This is a genomic window from Mesorhizobium sp. M0140, assembly GCF_040322475.1.
In the GTDB taxonomy this organism is placed as follows: domain Bacteria; phylum Pseudomonadota; class Alphaproteobacteria; order Rhizobiales; family Rhizobiaceae; genus Mesorhizobium.
In genome coordinates, this window is the sequence record NZ_JAMYTM010000006.1 from 43,210 (window position 1) to 61,627 (window position 18,418).

An 18,418-nucleotide genomic window follows, 5' to 3' on the forward strand; every position below is an offset into this window, starting at 1 on the left:
AGAACGGTCGTTTCTGGCCTGCCGAAGCCCGAAACTTGGACTGTGGCGGGAACTGCCCTTTATCGCTAGCAATTCATCATTGCGTTTGACACCCCCTGTGACTGGACGTGTCAATGAAATGACGAGTGCAGCGGAGCCTGAAAAAGCATGACTTTGACCAATCGAGACATTGTCGAACTAACCGAATGGCGGCGCAAGCTGCATCAGCAACCGGAAATCTCGAATGAAGAGGAGAAGACCGCAAAGGAGGTCGTCGCCTTCCTCGCCGATACGGGGCCGGACAAGGTGCTGACACAGCTCGGCGGGCATGGCGTCGCGGCCATATATGACAGCGGCAAAGCGGGGCCGACGGTGCTGTTCCGTTCGGAACTCGATGCCTTGCCTATCGAAGAACTTTCAGGCGTGCCGCATTCGTCGCGCGTACCGGGCAAGTCGCATATGTGCGGCCATGACGGACACACCGCGATCCTGGCATCCCTCGGCCGTCAGTTGGGGCGCGAGAGGCCTGCAAGCGGCCGCGTCGTGCTGATGTTCCAGCCGGCGGAGGAAACCGGCAATGGCGCGGCCGGCGTCGTCGCCGATCCGCGCTTCGGCGAGATCGTGCCGGATTTCGCTTTCTCATTGCACAACCTGCCCGGCGTGCCGTTCGGCGAGGTGCGGCTCAAAGCCGGCGTGGTCAACTGTGCATCACGCGGCATGCGCATCGTGCTGGAAGGCAAGACTGCCCATTCGTCCATGCCGGAGACCGGCATCTCGCCGATGCTGGCGATCAGTGAGCTGATGCCGGCGCTGCCGGCGCTCGGGCGCGGGACCTTCGCCGATGATGACTTCTCCATGCTGACGGTCACCCATGCCGCGATGGGCGAAGCCGTGTTCGGCGTCGCGCCGGCTCACGCCGAGGTGTGGGCAACGCTGCGCACCCGGCGTGACGAGCGCATGGCAAACCTGTGCGCTGCTGCCGAAGCACGGGTCGCCAGGATCGCGGGCGAGCATCGCCTTTCCGTCCGCTGGGACTATCATGAGATCTTCGTCGCCAGCGTCAACGCGCCGGACGCGGTGGAGCATCTGCGGCGCGCGCTCGATGAAGAGGGCGTCGCGCACGGCGAAGAAGCCCTGCCGATGCGCGCCTCTGAAGATTTCGGCCTGTTCGGCCATAGTGCCAAGTCGGCGATGTTCTTCCTCGGTGCAGGCGAGCGGCACCCTGCCTTGCACAATCCCGACTATGACTTTCCCGACGACCTGATCCCGATCGGGTCAAGGATCTTCATGCGCACGGCACGTAATTTGCTGGGCTGACCTCCGCCAACTCTAAAACCGAAAGGAACACGCAATGCCAACGATGCCAAAGAACACGATTTGCCTCTGGTTCGACAAGGACGCCGAGGCTGCGGCTCGCTTCTACGCGGAGACCTTTCCCGATACCAGGGTGGGCGCCGTTCACCGTGCGCCGAGCGACTTTCCGTCCGGCAAGAAAGACGACGTGTTGACGGTCGAATTTACCGTTGCCGGCATTCCCTGCATCGGATTGAACGGCGGCTCCACATTCAAGCAGAGCGAGGCCTTCTCGTTCCAGATCGCCACCGACGATCAGCAGGAAACCGACCGCTACTGGAATGCCATCGTCGGCAATGGCGGCCAGGAGAGCGCGTGCGGCTGGTGCAAGGACAAATGGGGCGTGTCCTGGCAAATCACGCCGCGCACGTTGACCGAGGCCATGGCGGCCGGCGGCGAGGAAGCCAAACGCGCCTTTGATGCGATGATGGAGATGACGAAGATCGACGTCGAGGCGATCGATGCAGCCCGGCGCGGCTGACCTCGATCGCAGCTGAGTTGCTATCTGACCTTGATGACGACCTTGCCCTTGGCGCGTCCTGTTTCGACATAGGCCAGCGCCTCGTTGGCGGCTTCGAAGGGAAAGACCCGGTCGACAACCGGGCGGATCGCACCGGCTTCGATGAGCGATGCGATCTTGCTCAATTGCTCGCCCTGCGCCCACATGAAGAGAAACGAGAACGTCACGCCACGGCGCTTGGCTCTCGCTCGAATACCGCGGCTCAGCAGGCGAAGCACCAGCTTCAGCACCATGTTCAGTCCCTTTTCCCTGGCGAAGTCGGGATCCGGTGGGCCGGAGATCGAGATGAGCTTGCCTCCCGGTTTCAGCACATTCAGTGACTTTTCAAGTGTCTTTGTGTCCTGGCTGTTCAAGACGACGTCGTAGCCCGACAGCACTTTTTCGAAATCGTCTTTCTTGTAGTCGACGACGACATCGGCGCCGAGCCCCTTGACCAGACCGGCACTCGCCGCGCTGACGGTGGTCGCAACGGTCGCGCCGAGATGCTTTGCCAGTTGGATGGCGAATGTCCCCACGCCGCCGGATCCGGCTTGAATGAAGACCTTCTCTCCCATCTTCAGGTTGGCCCTTTCGATGAGCGCCTGCCAGGCGGTCAGGCCGACCAGCGGGATCGAGGCCGCCTCTTCCATGCTGAGGTTCCCGGGCTTCAGGGCCACATCGGCCTCATCCATGGCTATGAACTCGGCGAATGTCCCGATCCGGCCATCGCGCGGCCTCGCATAGACGTCGTCGCCGAGTTTGAACTTGCGGACTTTCGATCCCACGCGGACAACCCTCCCGGCCACGTCGTGACCCAGGATGAAGGGCCGGTGATAGGGCAGGATCAGCTTGAACTCTCCGGTTTTGACCTTGGAATCCAGCAGGTTCACCGCCGCGGCGTGGACCTCGACCAGGACATCGCTGTCCCCGAGTTTCGGCTCCGGCATTTCGGCCAGCCGCAGCGTGCCGTTCTTGCTATACTTGTCGACGACGAATGCCTTCATGGCAGTGACTTTCTGAGAGTATTTTTGGCTAGTCGCATGTGCGTGAAATCCTCTGCTCGCTGTCGTTCAGACCGGCAGGCGGAACTGTTTGCGCAGGCTCTTGTCGAATATCCCCGCGGGAGCAAAGCGACGCAGCAGGCTGACTTGGCGCGCTGCCTTGCCGGCGGTGTAGCGCCGTTGCGGACGGGCATCGGTCGCTGCTTTGACGACCACCTGCGCCACCACTTCGGGCCGATCGGCGACAGGCATCACATCGCGAAGCAGCGCTTCCAGCGTAGCTCGAGCCTGATCGTATTCCTGCAAAGGCGAATCCGGCTGGATCCCGTTCTGGTCGAAGACAGTACGAACGAATGCCGGCTCGATGACCGAGACGCGAATATTGAAGGCACGAACCTCATGGTCGAGCGATTCCGAATAGCCCTCGAGCGCGTGCTTGACTGCCGAATAATGCGCTGAATACGGCGCCGGCACTAGTCCCAGCACAGAGCCGATATTGACAATGCGCCCCTCGCCGCGCCGCCGCATCGACGGCAGCACAGCATTGGTCATGCGGATGAAGCCGAACAGATTGACGTCGAACAAGGCCTGCACCTGTGCAATCGAGAATTCCTCGGCGCCTCCAAGCTGGCCGACGCCGGCATTGTTGACCAGGAGGTCGATCCGGCCGGTCTGCGACAGCACCGTCGAAACGAGTGCGGCAACGGCTTCACCGTCGGTCACGTCGCAAACCAGCATGGTCACCCCATCCGGGCCGTCGTCGGCCTTGCGCCGGCTGGTTCCGAAGACCGTGAACCCCGCCCTTGCCAGAGCCTCGGCACTGGCGAGGCCAATGCCCGAAGAGGCTCCGGTCACAACAGCGGTTTTTCCGGAATTCGCATTCATTTCGTGCTCCAAAATCATGAGGGCTAGCTTTTTTGCACCCTTTGAATTACAGTCGTAATATCAGATTACGTTCATAATGCAATAGCAGAAAGGAATGGCAGCTATGCGCTACGAAAAGGGCCGGAAGGACGCCTCGCGCGGACGGATCATGGAGGTCGCAGCGGAACGCTTTCGCGGCGACGGCATAGCTGCGTCCGGACTGGCGACCATCATGAGCGACGCCGGGCTGACGAACGGCGCCTTCTATCCACACTTTCAATCCAAGGCGCAGCTTGTCCGCGAAAGCGTGGCGGCGGCGATGGAGCTTCAGGCGCAGCAACTGGCGGAAGCATTGGCTTCGGGCGTGGAGATGGCCATCGACACGTATCTGTCGGCCGAGCACCGGGACAATCCCGGAAAGGGCTGCGCGTCAGCTGCGCTGCTGCCGGAGCTCGCCCGTCAGCCGCCTGAAACGCGTGAAGCCTATACAGACCACCTGCTGGCTTTGGTGCGCCAGTTGGCGCAAGCGCTTCCGAAGGGCAAGGATCCGGAGGGCGTGGCGCTGGCTGTCTTCGCAACGCTCCTCGGCACGCTGCAAATGGCCCGCGCCGTGGGCGGAACGGAATTGTCCGATCGCATCCTCTCGGCGGGGAAAGACGCGGCGAAGACGCTGATCGAGCAGCGTTAGCGCTCCAGGAAAGATCGTAACGGCGTTGCCGGCCATATGGCTGACATCGGGTGATCGCGAAGGAAGCTGATCGTGAGGAATATGCCGGGCGTTGACGGATAGCCGATCCGTCAGATCTTCCGGCTGGCCAGCAGCCTTGTCAGCCAGTCCGGATTCATTTCCGGAACAGAGGACAATAGCCGTTCGGTATAGGCCGCGTGCGGTGGCGTGAGAACTTCGCTCTTCAATCCTTGCTCGACGACTTTGCCGCGGTGCATGACGACGATTTCGTCGGCTATCGCGCGCACGGTAGCAATGTCATGGGTAATGAAGATGTAGCTCATTCCGAGTTCACGTTGGAGACGTATGAGAAGCTTGAGAATTTCCTCTTGGACGATCTGGTCGAGCGCGGACGTGATCTCGTCGCAGATGATAAGCTCCGGATCGGCAGCCAACGCGCGGGCAATGCAGACGCGCTGTTTTTGGCCACCCGACAGCTCGCCAGGCAGGCGTTCCAGAAAATCTTCGCTCATCTCGACCATGTGCATAAGTTCGCCGATCCGGCGATCCCTCCGCGCGCCCCGAAGGCCGAGGTAGAATTCGAGCGGCCGCGCTATGACCTCTTCGACCGTTTGGCGCGGATTCAGGGCGTTGTCGGGCATTTGATAAATCATCTGTATGCGGCGCAGGACCTCCTTCGGCCGCGTCTTCAGGCCCGTGGAAAGAAGCTGGCCGGCAAAAGAAATCGAACCTGAAATTGGCGGCAAAAGGCCGGTGACGACTCGAGCGAGCGTCGATTTCCCCGAACCGGATTCGCCGACCACAGCCACGGTTCTTCCGCGCGGAACCTTGATGGAGACATCCTGGAGCACCTTGACCTTTCCTGCATAGGCCGCGGTAACGTTGTCTATCGTCAGCAGATTGTCATCGGCTGGAACTTCGGGCTTGGCGAGCTTGCGTACGGCCCAGAGCGTTTTTGTATATTCCTGGCTGGGCGAGGCCAGCATCTGGCGTGTATCAGCCTCCTCCACGGTACGTCCGTGGCGCAGAACCATGATACGATCCGCCATTTGCGCCACCACCGCTAGGTCATGCGTCACGTAGATTGCAGCGGTGCTGAATTCCTCCACGATGTTGCGAATGGAAGCTAGAACTTCAACCTGCGTGGTCACGTCGAGCGCCGTTGTTGGCTCGTCGAATATTATGAGGTCCGGACGACAAGCCATTGCCATCGCTGTCATTGCCCGTTGCAACTGCCCGCCGGAGACCTGATGAGGATAGCGAAAGCCTATGGTCTCCGGTTCTGGGAGTTGAAGGCGTCGATAAAGATCGACGGCGCTCCGGTTCGCCTCTTCCCGGCCGGCAATTCCATGCGCCACCGCGGTTTCGACGGTTTGTTCCAAGAGCCGATGTGCCGGATTGAAAGAGGCAGCCGCGCTTTGCGCGACATAGGCAATGCGGGAGCCCCTGAGGCGACGGCGCCCTTTTTCATTGACTGCCAGAAGATCAATCCCGTCGAACAGGACCGAGCCTTGCGTGATCCGGCAGCCCGGCTTGGCATAACCCATTGCGGCAAGGCCAATGGTGGACTTGCCGGCGCCTGACTCTCCGATCAGCCCAAGAACCTGGCCCCGCTTCAGCGTCAGATCGACCCCGTGGACAATGGGATGCCACCGCTCATCCGAAAACCCCTCCACATGCAGATTGCGGATTTGAAGCAGATCCTTTCCTTTTTCGCGTGGGCCTGGGCCGCTACTTTTCATCCCGCAACCCGCTTGTTGCTTGCAGGAACCAGTCCACCACGAAATTCACGGACACGGTAAGGAGAGCAATCGCGCCGGCCGGAAGTAGCGGCGTGACATCGCCATAGGTGATCAGGGTCGCGTTCTCGCGCACCATTGATCCCCAATCGGCCGTCGGCGGCTGAATACCGACGCCGAGAAACGACAGCGCCGCAACTGTCAGGAACACGAAGCAGAATCGCAAGCCGAACTCGGCGACCAGTGGCGGCATGACATTGGGAAGGATTTCCTTGGCGATGATCCATTTCGGTCCCTCGCCGCGTAATCGTGCCACCTCGACATATTCCATCACCGCCACGTTAAGCCCGACGGCGCGAGAAAGCCGAAAGACCCGGGTGGAATCCAGAAGCGCAATGATGACAATCAGGCTGGTGATCGACGAGCCGAAGATCGTCAGCAGCACCAGCGCGAAGATCAGACTCGGGATCGACATCAGCACGTCCACCGCACGCGACAAGATCTGGTCGAGCCACCCCCTGTACAATGCGGCAAGAAGGCCGAGCGAGACGCCGACCGCGAAGGACAGCAACGTGGTCGCGACCGCGATAGCGATGGTGTTGCGCGCACCGTAGATCAAGCGGGTAAGCATGTCGCGGCCGAGCTGATCGGTTCCCAGTTTGAACTCCTGGCTCCACGGCGCGAAGGCTTCGCTGAAAACCTGCGTCTCGCCATATGGGGCTATCCAGTGCGCGAAGACCGCAACAAAAACGTAGCCGAGGATCACGACGATGCCGAACCATGCGCTGAACGGTGCCTTCTTCAGCGCAGTTTTCGCCCGGGTCGCACGCGAGCGCCTCAGCCTCCGAACCGCCGCGACAGATTCGGATCTGGTCATCGCGGGTGCAAGAGCCTGGGATTGGTGGCGATGGAAATAACGTCGGCTAGCAAGTTGAGAAGGATGTAAGTCGCGGCGAAAATCAGGGCGCAGGCCTGGACAACCGGAACATCCCTGGATTTCACCGCGTCAACCATCAGCTGGCCGATGCCGGGGTAGACGAACACGACCTCGACCACGACCACTCCGACGATGAGATACGCCAGGTTGAATGCTACCACAGTGACGATCGGAGCCCAGGCATTGGGCAGGGCATGCCTCAGCACGATCACCATCGGGGACATTCCCTTGAGGCGCGCCATATCGATGTAGGGGCTTGCCAGCATGTTGATGATGGCCGCTCGGGTCATGCGCATCATGTGGGCCACGATTACGAGCGTAAGGGTGATTGCCGGCAGGGCCACTTTCCAGAGATGCTCCCAAAATGGCGTCTGATCGTTCACATTCGACAATGTCGGAAATTTGGGAACCGCATTGAGCGCCCAGTTCAGCGAGACAGTGAGCCAATGAGGCAGCGTTTGAGCGAAATCGGATCCGATGAACGTGTCGCGCGAGATCACCAGGTAGGCGAGCATATAGGCGACGAAAAATTCCGGGAATGAAATGGTTGTCAGTGTCGCGACATTCACCAGCCGGTCGAACCAGCCGTTGCGGTACAGCGCAGCCAGAATGCCAAGCCCCAAGGCCAGAGGAACAGCTATCAGCGCAGTCACCGCTGCAAGGAACATCGTGTTGTAGAGGCGTGGTGCGATGATCTCGGCCACGGTACGCCGATATCCGGTGCGGCTCGCAAACGAAGAGCCGAAATCGCCATGGAGCATCTGGGCGACCCAAACGAAGTAGCGCTCGACAGGCGGACGATCGATGCCGATTTCCCGCTGGAACGCGGCGACCGTTTCGGGCGTCGCCGATTGCCCTAGCGTGGCCTTGGCGAAGTCGCCTGGAAGCATCGCGATCGCAGAGAAGATGATGATGGACACGATGAACAAAGTGACCAGGCCGAGGCCAAGGCGCTGCAGGACCGTTCTTGCGACGGGGTTCATGTGCGTGGCGTTTCCCTTTGGGCGGCAGCCCTGCACTCGGAGTAAGCCGGCCGGACCCTCAAAACCATCGCGGCTCCGGCCCGCCATCTCATGCCGTGGCGATCCACCAGCGTTCGGCCATTTTCAGTCCATCGTTCTCCCAGTTGGGCGCCACATCACCGTGTGCGAGCTTTTTGGATTGCGCGCTTACGAAATTGTTGAAGACCAGCACGATGCTGCCGCCGTCATCGTGGGTTAACTGCTGCATCTCGGCATACATCGCCGCTCGCTTGGCCTCGTCCGTCTCGGCGCGCGCCTGGACAAGCAATTCGTTGAAGTGGGGATTTTTCCAGAAAGACTCATTCCAACTGGAGTCGGCGGCGAAGGCTTGCGTGAACATCCAGTCGGCCGTGGCCCGACCGCTCCAATAGGAAGCGCACCAGGGTTTCTTCAGCCAGACATTGTCCCAATAAGCGTCCTCGGCCTCACGCACGACATTGACGTCGATGCCGCATTGGGCTGCCGTTTCGCGAATGAGCGAAGCCGCGTCCACCGCCCCCGCAAAAGCGGCATCGGCCACCGAGAGGTCCACCTTCAGGTTCTCCATCCCGGCCTTTTTCAGGTAGTGCTTGGCCTTTTCCGGATCGAAGCTGTGTTGCGGTTGCGGATCCTTGGCGAATTTGATGGCCGGCGCGATCGGGTTGTCGTTGGCCACAGTGGCGTGGCCAAGAAAGATCTTGTCGACGATTTCTTGGCGATTAATTGCCCATTTCAATGCCATTCGCACGTCCGGATTATCAAACGGCGCCATCGTGACATTCATCGGCAAGGTGTAGTGCCCGTAGCCAGTGACTTCTACGATTTCCACCTTGGGATTGCGTTTCAACATGCCGAGGGTCTTCAGGTCGGCGCGGCCGATATAGTCCACCTCCCCCGTGGACAGCGCCGCCATGCGCGCGGCAAGATCCGTGATGGCGATGAACTCCACCTCGTCGAGATAGGGCTTGCCGTTCTTGAAGAAGTTTGGATTGCGCTTGAGCTTGGCCGAAACGCCGGGCTGGAAATTCTCGAGGACGAAAGCACCGGTGCGAACGCCTGAAGCCCAATCCGCCTTGCCGTCCTTGGCCGGCATGATGACCAGATGGTAGTCACTCATAATGTAAGGGAAATCGGCGTTGCCGTTTTTGAGCGTGAAGACCACTGTTTCCGGGCCGTCCGACTTGACGTCGGCGACGGAGTCCAACAGCGACTTCGCCGCCGATTTGGTGTCCTTGCCCATGTGATATTGCAATGAAGTCACAACGTCATCCGCCGCCACGTTCTTGCCGTTGTGGAAGGTTGCGCCTTTGCGCAGCTTGAAGGCCCAGGTTTTGGCCCCATCCGAAGTTTCAAAGCTCTCGGCGAGGTCTGGTTGGACATTGCCTTTGGCGTCGACCTCAGTGAGGCTGTTGGACAGCGAGCCCGAAAATGCGGTCTGTGTGAACGTGTCGGGGTAGCCGGCCGGATCGATCGAATCCGTCGTCGCGCCGTGAGCCATGCCGAGCTTGGCGAAGCCGCCCTGCATCGGTTCGGCCCGCGCCGTGCTCACGAACAGCCGGTCGGCGGCGGCAACGGTCAGGCCCGCGGCCAGCCCAAGATGAATGAAGTCGCGGCGGGAAACCTTGCCGCCCCCGATCAGGCTTTGCGCGATACCAAGCTTGTATTCAGATTCTGACATTTGACTCTCCCATTGCGGAGTTCTCCGCGTTATTTCTTGTCAAGCACCTGCGAACAGATCTGCTGGTTGGCGACGACCACCTTTCCTTCGAATTTCCAATCCCAATCGATCTGCGCCTGTCAGGCCGTCACATAGATGCCGCCGGCTTCAACGGTGACTGGGAATGTGCGCGCGCGAACGGACGGATCGACCAAGGCCGCGCCTGACTTGATGTCGAACTCCCAGCCGTGCCAGGCGCATCGAACGATCTCGTTTTCGCGATGATAGATGAATTGCGCCTGTTCAACGGGCGCGGTTGTGCCGCATTGCGGCCCCTCGCAAAGCGGAGCGCCGCGGTGCGGACAGACATTCAGCAGCGCGTGGAATGAATCTCCGATGCGGAAAATCCCGACCGAAAGGCTGCGGATCTTGGCGATGAACGGAGACCCTGTTTCGATCTCGTCGACGCGGCAGATATATGTCTTCTCGGGCATCATATGCTTCCTCAGGCGGCATTCGCGGCTTGCGCGCGGGGGATGCGTTTGTAGACTTCCAGCGCATTCAGTCCCATGATCTTGCCCTTCCAGGCAGGAGGGATTTGCAGCGTGTTGGCATCGTCGTAATCCCAGTGCGGATAGTCCGATGCAAACATCAGCGTGTTTTCGCCGTCCATCGCTTCGAGCGTGGACCAGAGATGTTGGATGTTTGCAGGCTGCTCCAGCGGCTGCGTGGAAAAGCGGATGTTGCGCCGGCAATATTCAGACGGCAGCATCTTCAGCCATGGCGTCTCCTTGCGCAGCGCTTTGTAATCGGCGTCCAGGCGCCAAAGGACCGACGGAACCCAGGCGACGCCGCACTCGATGATCACGAAGTAGAGGTCCGGCCATTTCTCGAAGACGCCATGGGCGATCATGCTTGCCACGTGCGACATCGCCGACATGTGCAGAATGGCATGCGTTTCCCAGAAGAATGTCGTCGGGGCAGGAGCAATGGCAGTTGAATTCACGCCGCCATGCCCGCCCAGATGAATGGCGAATGGCAACCCCACTTCCGCGCAGGCTTCGTAGATCGGATGGTAAAACGGGTCGCCATACGGCTTGACGGAACCCTGGGAAGCGAGAACCTGGACCATGCGCGGATGACTGCCAAGACGGCGTATCTCGGCGGCAGCGAGCTTCGGATCCTGTGGCGCGATGATGATCGAGCCCATGAAACGATCGTCTTTCGGCAACCACTGATCGATCTGATAATCGTTGTAAGCGCTGACCAGAGCGCTGGCATAATAAGGGTTAGCCAGGGTCGACGCCTCGATAGGCTCATCGCCGGTCAGGATCGCCACGTCGACTTTGTATTTGTCGAGGTGCTTCTCCTTCATGATGAGATAATTGTCGGCTTCTGTTTTCGGACGGATGTCCTTGCGGGAAAAATCCTGCGGGTGGAACCAGGGCCGATGACCATGCGGAAAGGCGCCAACGGGACCTGTTTTCTCGCCCTCGATGAACATGTCTTTCCACAAGCCGGAGAGATAGGGCTCCAACACGGTGGCGCTTGACCAGTAATTATGACAGTCGCAGTCGACTATGAACACTTCTTCCGCTCCGTATCCGTGTCTCGTCCCGCGGCGCTGCCGGCCGCTGATCTGCTGCAGCTTCCGCCTTGCGTATTGTTTGATCAAGCTTATGATACGTGGAATATGATCGAGTTTTTCGATTGGATATTTCATGCAACTTGATCACATCGAGACCTTTCTCGACATTATCGAATCGAGAAACTTCAATCGCACCGCGGATCGGCTAGGGTTGACCCAGTCGACGATCAGCACCCGCATCAAGAACCTCGAGAGCGCAATCGGGTCCGAACTGTTCCAGCGCGGACGCGCCGGGGCGGAGCCGACCGCCGCAGGGCGCCGGTTCGAAGCTTATGCAAGATCCTTGCTGTCCACATGGTCGCAGGCTCGCCACGATGTCCGGGCGTTCAATCGTTTCGAAGGCACCTTGCGCGTCGCCGCGCAGGTCGGGATGACCCGCTCGGTTTTGCCGGGTTGGGTCGAGACGCTGTGTCAGGCTCTTCCCAAATCGTCGATCCATGTCGAGTCGGATTATTCAAACCAGATGGTCAGCGACCTAAGCATGGGAAATCTCGACATCGCAGTGCTTTATGCTCCGCGATACCTACCCGAAATCTCCTATGAGCATTTGATGGTTGAGGAATATGTGATGGTTTCCACGGTGGCCAGAACCCTCTCGGAGGTCGATCCCGAAACCTACATTCGTCCGGGCTATACGGTCCTGCTGGAGAAGGCCCATGCCGAATTGCTCGGCGAGTTGGCGATCTGTCGCCTTTCCATGGGATCGGAAACCTTGGCGGAAATGATGCTACGGCGCACGGGCGGCACCTGCTATATGAGAAGTGACGATGCGCGCCGGTTCGCCCTCGAACGCCCATCGTTCATCGTCGAAGGCGCTCCGACGCTGCATCAGCCGGTACACACGGCCATCCTGGCGCGCCGCAAACACGAACCGATCATCCGCAAGGGAATCCGCGCCCTTCACGTTGCCGTGATGTCACTGGATATGTAATCGAAATAATCGATCATAACTTGGGAGGGATGCTTCTGTTGCGGGGGGCCTGGAACTGGCATCTTGGCTCGACTTCAAACCGAGATGAATGATGAACGCACACGTTTCCTTTGGGGCCCCCGACCTCCTCCCGATGAGGCGTCATCGGCAATGGGCACAAACCACATCGCAGCTTGTACTCTGCCGTCGTGTAATCGAGGAAACGCCCGATGTGAAAACCTTCGTTTTCACATCCCCGACGGATCGGATGTTCTGCTTCAGCGCGGGCCAGTATGTGCTCGTGCACCTTAAGATCGAGGGTGCCGCGGTGACGCGCTCCTACTCTGTTTCGTCACCACCGACGCGACCGCTCGACCTGCAGATCACGGTGAAGCGAACACCGGGCGGCCTGGTTTCGAATTGGCTCCACGACAATTTGGGGGCGGGCGACGAGATCGAGATCGAAGGGCCGCTCGGCTCATTCAATCTCGATGACCTGCCATATGAAAAGCCGCTCTTCCTTTCGGGCGGCAGCGGGATAACGCCGGTGATGTCCATGCTGCGTGCGCTTACCGACCGCGCGGCCGACCAGGATATCTCATTCGTTCATAGTGCCAGAACGCCTGGTGACATAATCTTTCGAGGGGAATTGGACGCACTTGCCTCTCGCTTTCCCAACGTAAAAGTAACGTGCGTTTGTAGCCAGGAAGATCCCACCTGGAGGGGGCCGACTGGCAGAATAGACAGCCAGATGCTGCTGACCCTCGTTCCCGATCTCCACAACCGCACTATCTTTGCCTGTGGCCCTGAAGCGTACATGAAAGCCGCACGTGCCTGCCTGGATGCGATTGGCGTGGCTCCGTCGCGGTACCACCAGGAGAGCTTCGGCGGCGTCAGCAGCCCTCAGTTGGAACCGGCCTCGACAATACCATCTTCGGTCCGTTTCGTCCGCTCCGGGATCGTGCATAACTGCTTGCCCGGAGAGACGCTGCTGGAGGCGGCACGCCAATGTGGCGTCTACGTCCCAACCGCCTGCCAGCAGGGAGTTTGCGGCACTTGCCGCATCGCCAAGTTGTCCGGCGAAGTCGCCATGGAGGATCTCGGCGGTCTGGCCCCTGAAGAGAAGTCGGCCGGCTATGTCCTGGCATGTTGCAGCCGCCCGCAAGGAACGGTTTTGCTCGATCTTTAACCCCGGGTGCTTGGTTCAGCATTGAAGCCGGCGCAGTAGTGTTGAACTGCCGGTGAAGGCGTTGCCGGCGTAGCGGACTGATGCCCATCGACCCCAGCCGATATTGCTCAGAAGTCGAGAGCGACCATCATGCCGCGGACTTCGGCCATTTCCAGCAGCAGGTCTTGCAGTCTTTCGTCCAGCGCGGCACCGGTCAGCGCCAGAAGCTCGGTGATGCTCTCTCTCATCGATATGACGGCAGCGCCTGTCTTCTCGGCGAGCAGCCGACCGATGGCAGCTCGGATCAGGTCGTCCTGATCAGACATCGCTTCACCTCCCGACGCACTGCAACTTCCCCTTGCTTTCCATGCCTCACCGCCGCTTTCGACAACAGGGCGTGATTTCCCATACGGTATGATTTTCGATGCGACATCAGGCACCTTTGCTCATGCCAGCAGACCGTCTCGATGGGCCCGCCAGTCGTTCAACACCGACAATGAGGGCAGCAGCGAAAAAGGGCCGGGCTGGACCGTTTCAACCGCTGCAAGCAGCGCCAGCGGCACTTCGTGCCGATAAAGCCCAATGCACACGCCCCCTTCGACCGTTGCCGGCAATTCCGTGATTGTGTCGAAAATCGAAAACGTACCCGTTGGCTCTTCCACGATTTCGAAACGCCCCACCCGAAACCTCCCTCTGCACAAAAGTAGCGACCAACGCGGACATCCCCAACCGGTTCCCTGAGGCCGGCACTTTTTTTCGCGCCTTGGTTGTAGCGCATGCCGGCAGCACAGTCATGCCCAGGGCGCACAGTCAAAAATCGCTACGCACATTTTAAATCTTGACGCGTGTCAATTTTTTATAAAACATGCGCAAACGCCGGCATGGCATCGACCGGCGCTCTGGGAGGAGCAATGCCTGACGTCGAAAGTGCCCGAACCTGGGCTGCAGTCCGCACATCCCAAGCGGGCAGCATTCTGTTGGCGAGACCATCGCGCCGGGCGCCGGGCTCGCGCCCCGTCGGACATTGCAGTCGCCGGCCAGCGACATTGATGCAGCCCATAAAACAATCAGGAGGAGGAAAAACCATGCGTATGTTCAATTGCCTGAAGCTTGGCACGAACCTGCTTGGCGCAGGCATGCTTGCAGCCATCTTCGCAGCGCCCGCCCATGCCGAGGATGCGGCGAAAGTCGCGGCCATCGTCAAAGGCCTCGACAATCCGTTCTTCCAGACCATGCAGAAGGGCATCGAGGAGCAGGCCAAGGCAAACGGCGTGAATGTCAGCGTCCAGGCCGCCGCCAACATGGGTGACGCCACCGGCCAGGCCGACCGCCTGACCGCCATGGCCATGCAGGATTTCGATTGCTACCTGGTCAACCCGATCAGCGTCTCCAATCTCGTCCAGGCGCTGGTGCCGGTCGCCCAGAAGAAGAAGCCGATCGTCAACATCGACTCGACCATCGACCCCGAGCAGGCCAAGGCCGCCGGCTTTGCCGTCTCGACCTATATCGGCACCGACAATGTCGCCGCCGGCGCGCTGGCCGGCGAAGAGATGCTGAAGCTGGTGCCGAAGGGCTCCAAGGTCGCGCTGGTCGCCGGCATCGTCGGCGATGTCGGCTCCAACGCCCGCATCAAGGGCTTCAAGCAGGCGGTGGAAGGTAAACTCGACATCGTGGTGATGGTCAGCGCCGACTGGGATCGCGAAAAGGCGCTGACCGCCGCAACCGATATCCTCGCTGCCCATCCGGACCTCGCCGGCTTCTTCGCCGCCAACGACATCATGGCACTCGGCGTCGAGCGCGCCGTGCGGACCTCGGGCAAGGACGTCAAGGTGATCGGCCTCGACGGCATCGTCGACGCGCTGAAGTCGATCGCATCAGGCGAACTCACCGCCACCGTCGCCCAATATCCCTATGTCGTCGGCGCCATGGGCCTCGAGGCCTGTGCAGTGGCCGCCAAGGGCAAGGAACTGCCGGCCAACGTGCCAGCACCGGTGCTGTTGATCAACAAGGACAATGCCGAAGCCTCGCTGAAGAATTTTCCGCGTCCGGGCGGCGACTATCCCGATCCCTTCCGCGAGATGCTGAAGTGAGCACACCTGCAGACAACGCGCCCGCCGCCCATTCGGCGGGTGCGGAGGAGAGCCGTCCCTCCCTGGCGGCTCTCCTCCTCGATCCCTCCTTCTGGGCCGACTGGGCATCCGTCGTCGGCCTGGTCGGCCTCGTCATCGTCTTCGGCATCGCCCAGCCGGTCTTTCTCAGCGTCGCCAATCTGCAGGCGCTGTTGCTGGCGGCTGCGATCCTGGTCGTGCTGTCGATCGGCCAGACCTTCGTCATCGCCACCTCGGGCATCGACCTGTCGCTGGCGGCCGCCGTCATGCTCGGCGCCATCATCCTCGGCCTCGTCAATGTCGCCGACTACGGCATCTTCATCGCCTGCATGCTCGCGGTTCTCGCCACCAGCGCCGTCGGCTTCCTCAACGGGCTGATCATTACGGCAGGCAAGATCCCCGACTTCGTGGTGACGCTCGGCACGCTGTCGGGCATCACCGGGCTTGGGCTCATCCTGTCGGGCGGCGAACCGACCATGGTCGGCTCGACCTTCCTGCTCAGGCTCGCCTCGGGCTCGTTCGGACCGTTCGGCTATCCGGTCTGGGTAGCGATCGCAGCCGTCATCGTCGCCCATATCGCGCTCTACCACACGCGCTTCGGCGTGCATCTGCTGGCGACCGGCGGCCAGGCTGAAAGTGCCGGCGCGCTGGGCATCCGCACCAACCGGGTCAAGATCGCCGCCTATACGATTTCCGGTCTCTGCGCCGGCATCGCGGCCATTCTCCTGGTCGCCCGCATCGGCTCGGCCGAACCGCAGATCAACACCAGCCTGCTCTTGAATTCGGTGGCGGCGGTGGTGCTGGGCGGCGTCAGCCTGTTCGGCGGCCGCGCCAGCATTCTGGGACCGGCGATCGGCGCGCTGATGCTCACAGCACTCGTCAACGGCCTGACCTTGCTCAACGTCTCGGCTTTCTACCAACCGCTTGCCGTGGGGGCCATCGTGGTGCTGGCGGCGCTGATCATGCGGTATCAGAAATGAGCGCTCCCCATCATATCCCCGCCACTGAGGCGATCATCGCCTGCGAAGGGCTGAGCAAGCATTTCGGCGGCATCCGCGCCTTCACCGACGTCGCCTTCCAGGCCCGTCGCGGCGAGGTCACCGCCGTCATCGGCGACAATGGCGCCGGCAAGTCGACGCTGATCCGCAGCCTGGTCGGCGTGCATCAGCCGGACACCGGCAATTTGTTCTTCGACGGACGGGCGCGGCCCTTCGCCAATCCCGACGAGGCACGCAAGGCCGGCATCGAGACCGTGCACCAGAACCTGGCGCTGATCGACGAACTGACGGTCGCGCAGAACCTGTTCCTCAACCGCGAGATCGTGCGCCGCATCGGCCCGTTCGCTTTCCTCGACCGCAAGGCGATGAAGCGCGAGGCCCGCTTAATGCTGTCGCGGCTGTCGATCAACGTGCCGTCGATCAACCAGCGTGTGCGGCGTCTGTCGGGCGGCCAGCGGCAGGCGATCTCGATCTGCCGCGCTGTCGGCTCCGGCGCCAAGCTGGTGGTGATGGACGAACCGACGGCGGCGCTCGGCGTGCAGGAGACGGCCAATGTCGAGGCGCTGATCCGGCGCCTGCGCGAGCAATCCGTCAGCGTCATCCTGGTCAGCCACAATTTCGATCAGGTCCGCCGCCTGTCCGACCAGATCTGGGTGATGCGGGCGGGAAAGATGGCGGCGACCGTGCGCGCTTCCGAAACGTCCGGAAATGAGCTCGTCGCGCTGGTAACCGGCGCGGCATAGTCCTGCAGCATCAGACTTGAAATCAAAGGGAGTTCGCCTGTGGCACCAATTCGTGTCGGACTGATAGGTCTTGGAGAGGTCGCGCAGTCGATCCATCTGCCTGTGCTGGGCGATCAGCGCGACCGCTGGGTGATCGCGGGCGTGTACGACGTGTCGCCCAGCCTGGTGTCACTCGTCACCTCCGAATTTGCGACGGCAAAGGCCTTCGACACGGCCGAGGCGCTGATTAATTCGCCCGACATCGACGCTGTGTTCGTGCTGTCATCCGACGATACCCACAGCCGCTTCGTGCGGGCGGCGATTGCTGCCAACAAACATATCCTGCTGGAAAAGCCCGCTTGCCTCACGGTGCGCGAAATCGACGATCTGCTGGCGCTGATGCCGGGCTACGACAAGACCCTGTTCGTCGGCTATATGCGCCGCTATGCGCCCGCCTATCTGGCCGCCAGGGACGAGCTGCCCGCCTTCGCCGACATCACCCATGTCCGCATCTTCGACCTGATCTCGGAGGGCCGGCATTTCCTCAAGAAGAGCCAGAACGTCCTTTACCCCCAGGACATCGACCCTGCCCTGCTGGCGCGTGGCGCAAGCGAACGCGACGCGCTGATCCGCGAGGTGGTGGGCGCCGACGCGCCGGCCGATGTGGTGCGCGCCTATCGCGGGCTGACGGCACTTTCCTCGCACCACATTTCGGCGATGCGTGGGCTGATCGGCGAGCCGACGCGCGTGCTGGCCGCGCACCGCACCAACGGCGGCGCCAACACATCAGTCACCTTCGACTACGGCCATTTCGCCTGTCTCTACGACGCGGTGGTCGACGATCTCGGCTTATTCGACGCCATGATCGAGGTGCGCTCGAACAACAGGCGGGTGCGCATCATCTACGACACGCCCTACATCCGCAGCCTGCCGACGCGGCTGGAGGTCACCGATGCCGGCCCGTTCGGCCCGGTGACGAAAACCCTCGGGCCTCTCTACGGCGATGCTTTCTCGAAAGAACTCGAGACTTTCCACCGCCACATCACCGAAGGCACAAAGCCGCTGACCGACCTCGCCGATTCCCGCCGCGACCTGGCGCTGATGGCCGAGATCATCGAGCGGATGAAGGAGAGTGGCGGGCGCTGA

Annotated in this window: 19 protein-coding genes; 9 read left to right on the top strand and 10 right to left on the bottom strand. The window is 60.9% G+C overall.

The annotated features are described in order from the left end of the window. Window positions 1–147: 147 nt before the first annotated feature. Complete coding sequence (locus tag NKJ37_RS08215; RefSeq protein WP_352773585.1) at window positions 148–1,296, top strand: amidohydrolase; 1,149 nt, start codon at window positions 148–150, stop codon at window positions 1,294–1,296. 43 nt (window positions 1,297–1,339) lie between these two features. Then, window positions 1,340–1,813 carry a VOC family protein gene (locus tag NKJ37_RS08220; protein ID WP_352773710.1) on the top strand — a complete coding sequence of 158 codons (474 nt, stop codon included), beginning with the start codon at window positions 1,340–1,342 and terminating at the stop codon, window positions 1,811–1,813. 20 nt (window positions 1,814–1,833) lie between these two features. On the opposite strand, the gene NKJ37_RS08225 is transcribed toward NKJ37_RS08220, so the two are convergent. Next, on the bottom strand, window positions 1,834–2,835 hold the full coding sequence (locus NKJ37_RS08225; RefSeq protein ID WP_352773588.1) for an NADP-dependent oxidoreductase: 1,002 nt from the start codon (window positions 2,833–2,835) through the stop codon (window positions 1,834–1,836). Window positions 2,836–2,901: 66 nt separating this feature from the next. Further along, window positions 2,902–3,717, bottom strand: coding sequence for an oxidoreductase (locus NKJ37_RS08230; RefSeq protein WP_352773590.1), 816 nt, complete (start codon window positions 3,715–3,717; stop codon window positions 2,902–2,904). Window positions 3,718–3,820: 103 nt separating this feature from the next. Between NKJ37_RS08230 and NKJ37_RS08235 the strand changes: the two genes are divergently transcribed. Then, window positions 3,821–4,384 (top strand): TetR family transcriptional regulator, encoded by a 564-nt coding sequence (locus NKJ37_RS08235; protein ID WP_128305574.1) that lies wholly within the window; start codon window positions 3,821–3,823, stop codon window positions 4,382–4,384. A 110-nt stretch (window positions 4,385–4,494) separates the two neighbouring features. Here the strand turns inward: NKJ37_RS08235 and NKJ37_RS08240 are convergent, their stop codons facing one another. From NKJ37_RS08240 to NKJ37_RS08265, 6 genes are all read right to left on the bottom strand, one after another. Beyond that, window positions 4,495–6,126, bottom strand: a complete 1,632-nt coding sequence (locus tag NKJ37_RS08240) for an ABC transporter ATP-binding protein (protein WP_352773593.1) — start codon at window positions 6,124–6,126, stop codon at window positions 4,495–4,497. Then, window positions 6,116–6,895 (bottom strand): ABC transporter permease, encoded by a 780-nt coding sequence (locus NKJ37_RS08245; protein ID WP_502897908.1) that lies wholly within the window; start codon window positions 6,893–6,895, stop codon window positions 6,116–6,118. Before NKJ37_RS08245 ends, NKJ37_RS08240 begins: the two co-directional genes overlap by 11 nt. Before the next feature lie 101 nt (window positions 6,896–6,996). Continuing rightward, window positions 6,997–8,043, bottom strand: coding sequence for an ABC transporter permease (locus NKJ37_RS08250; RefSeq protein ID WP_128306095.1), 1,047 nt, complete (start codon window positions 8,041–8,043; stop codon window positions 6,997–6,999). 88 nt (window positions 8,044–8,131) lie between these two features. Next, entirely contained in the window at window positions 8,132–9,739 is a 1,608-nt protein-coding gene (locus NKJ37_RS08255; protein ID WP_352773596.1) for an ABC transporter substrate-binding protein, read from the bottom strand. Between the two features lie 119 nt (window positions 9,740–9,858). Beyond that, window positions 9,859–10,212 carry a Rieske (2Fe-2S) protein gene (locus NKJ37_RS08260; RefSeq protein WP_023809364.1) on the bottom strand — a complete coding sequence of 118 codons (354 nt, stop codon included), beginning with the start codon at window positions 10,210–10,212 and terminating at the stop codon, window positions 9,859–9,861. A gap of 11 nt (window positions 10,213–10,223) precedes the next feature. Further along, a complete protein-coding gene (locus NKJ37_RS08265; protein ID WP_352610936.1) occupies window positions 10,224–11,306 on the bottom strand; it encodes an amidohydrolase family protein in 1,083 nt (360 codons plus the stop codon). A 133-nt stretch (window positions 11,307–11,439) separates the two neighbouring features. Here NKJ37_RS08265 and NKJ37_RS08270 point away from each other — a divergent pair, with 133 nt between their 5' ends. Both NKJ37_RS08270 and NKJ37_RS08275 read left to right on the top strand, forming a co-directional pair. Then, complete coding sequence (locus NKJ37_RS08270; protein WP_023809366.1) at window positions 11,440–12,297, top strand: LysR family transcriptional regulator; 858 nt, start codon at window positions 11,440–11,442, stop codon at window positions 12,295–12,297. A 211-nt stretch (window positions 12,298–12,508) separates the two neighbouring features. Further along, window positions 12,509–13,465, top strand: a complete 957-nt coding sequence (locus NKJ37_RS08275) for an FAD-binding oxidoreductase (protein WP_196815301.1) — start codon at window positions 12,509–12,511, stop codon at window positions 13,463–13,465. A gap of 107 nt (window positions 13,466–13,572) precedes the next feature. Here NKJ37_RS08275 and NKJ37_RS08280 read toward each other — a convergent pair whose 3' ends face one another. Together NKJ37_RS08280 and NKJ37_RS08285 are read right to left on the bottom strand one after the other, a co-directional pair. After that, window positions 13,573–13,770, bottom strand: a complete 198-nt coding sequence (locus tag NKJ37_RS08280) for a hypothetical protein (protein ID WP_023809368.1) — start codon at window positions 13,768–13,770, stop codon at window positions 13,573–13,575. A 120-nt stretch (window positions 13,771–13,890) separates the two neighbouring features. After that, window positions 13,891–14,124 (bottom strand): hypothetical protein, encoded by a 234-nt coding sequence (locus tag NKJ37_RS08285; RefSeq protein WP_023809369.1) that lies wholly within the window; start codon window positions 14,122–14,124, stop codon window positions 13,891–13,893. 405 nt (window positions 14,125–14,529) lie between these two features. Between NKJ37_RS08285 and NKJ37_RS08290 the strand changes: the two genes are divergently transcribed. The 4 genes from NKJ37_RS08290 to NKJ37_RS08305 are packed head-to-tail and all read left to right on the top strand — an operon-like array spanning window position 14,530 to window position 18,418. Continuing rightward, window positions 14,530–15,534, top strand: a complete 1,005-nt coding sequence (locus NKJ37_RS08290; protein WP_352773599.1) for a sugar ABC transporter substrate-binding protein — start codon at window positions 14,530–14,532, stop codon at window positions 15,532–15,534. Continuing rightward, on the top strand, window positions 15,531–16,532 hold the full coding sequence (locus tag NKJ37_RS08295; protein WP_352773602.1) for an ABC transporter permease: 1,002 nt from the start codon (window positions 15,531–15,533) through the stop codon (window positions 16,530–16,532). The genes NKJ37_RS08290 and NKJ37_RS08295 overlap by 4 nt, the downstream gene beginning before the upstream one ends. Then, the gene (locus NKJ37_RS08300; RefSeq protein ID WP_023809372.1) at window positions 16,529–17,293 is read left to right on the top strand and encodes an ATP-binding cassette domain-containing protein; all 765 of its coding nucleotides are present in this window, start codon (window positions 16,529–16,531) and stop codon (window positions 17,291–17,293) included. Before NKJ37_RS08295 ends, NKJ37_RS08300 begins: the two co-directional genes overlap by 4 nt. A gap of 39 nt (window positions 17,294–17,332) precedes the next feature. Continuing rightward, window positions 17,333–18,418 carry a Gfo/Idh/MocA family protein gene (locus NKJ37_RS08305; RefSeq protein WP_352773605.1) on the top strand — a complete coding sequence of 362 codons (1,086 nt, stop codon included), beginning with the start codon at window positions 17,333–17,335 and terminating at the stop codon, window positions 18,416–18,418.

Bases quoted from the DNA above. Each gene is read 5' to 3' on its own strand.
- NKJ37_RS08255 (WP_352773596.1), bottom strand. From the start codon at position 9,739: ATGTCAGAATCTGAATACAAGCTTGGTATCGCGCAAAGCCTGATCGGG.
- NKJ37_RS08215 (WP_352773585.1), top strand. From the start codon at position 148: ATGACTTTGACCAATCGAGACATTGTCGAACTAACCGAATGGCGGCGC.
- NKJ37_RS08230 (WP_352773590.1), bottom strand. From the start codon at position 3,717: ATGAATGCGAATTCCGGAAAAACCGCTGTTGTGACCGGAGCCTCTTCG.
- NKJ37_RS08220 (WP_352773710.1), top strand. From the start codon at position 1,340: ATGCCAAAGAACACGATTTGCCTCTGGTTCGACAAGGACGCCGAGGCT.
- NKJ37_RS08240 (WP_352773593.1), bottom strand. From the start codon at position 6,126: ATGAAAAGTAGCGGCCCAGGCCCACGCGAAAAAGGAAAGGATCTGCTT.
- NKJ37_RS08225 (WP_352773588.1), bottom strand. From the start codon at position 2,835: ATGAAGGCATTCGTCGTCGACAAGTATAGCAAGAACGGCACGCTGCGG.
- NKJ37_RS08280 (WP_023809368.1), bottom strand. From the start codon at position 13,770: ATGTCTGATCAGGACGACCTGATCCGAGCTGCCATCGGTCGGCTGCTC.
- NKJ37_RS08260 (WP_023809364.1), bottom strand. From the start codon at position 10,212: ATGCCCGAGAAGACATATATCTGCCGCGTCGACGAGATCGAAACAGGG.
- NKJ37_RS08270 (WP_023809366.1), top strand. From the start codon at position 11,440: ATGCAACTTGATCACATCGAGACCTTTCTCGACATTATCGAATCGAGA.
- NKJ37_RS08290 (WP_352773599.1), top strand. From the start codon at position 14,530: ATGCGTATGTTCAATTGCCTGAAGCTTGGCACGAACCTGCTTGGCGCA.
- NKJ37_RS08235 (WP_128305574.1), top strand. From the start codon at position 3,821: ATGCGCTACGAAAAGGGCCGGAAGGACGCCTCGCGCGGACGGATCATG.
- NKJ37_RS08300 (WP_023809372.1), top strand. From the start codon at position 16,529: ATGAGCGCTCCCCATCATATCCCCGCCACTGAGGCGATCATCGCCTGC.
- NKJ37_RS08250 (WP_128306095.1), bottom strand. From the start codon at position 8,043: ATGAACCCCGTCGCAAGAACGGTCCTGCAGCGCCTTGGCCTCGGCCTG.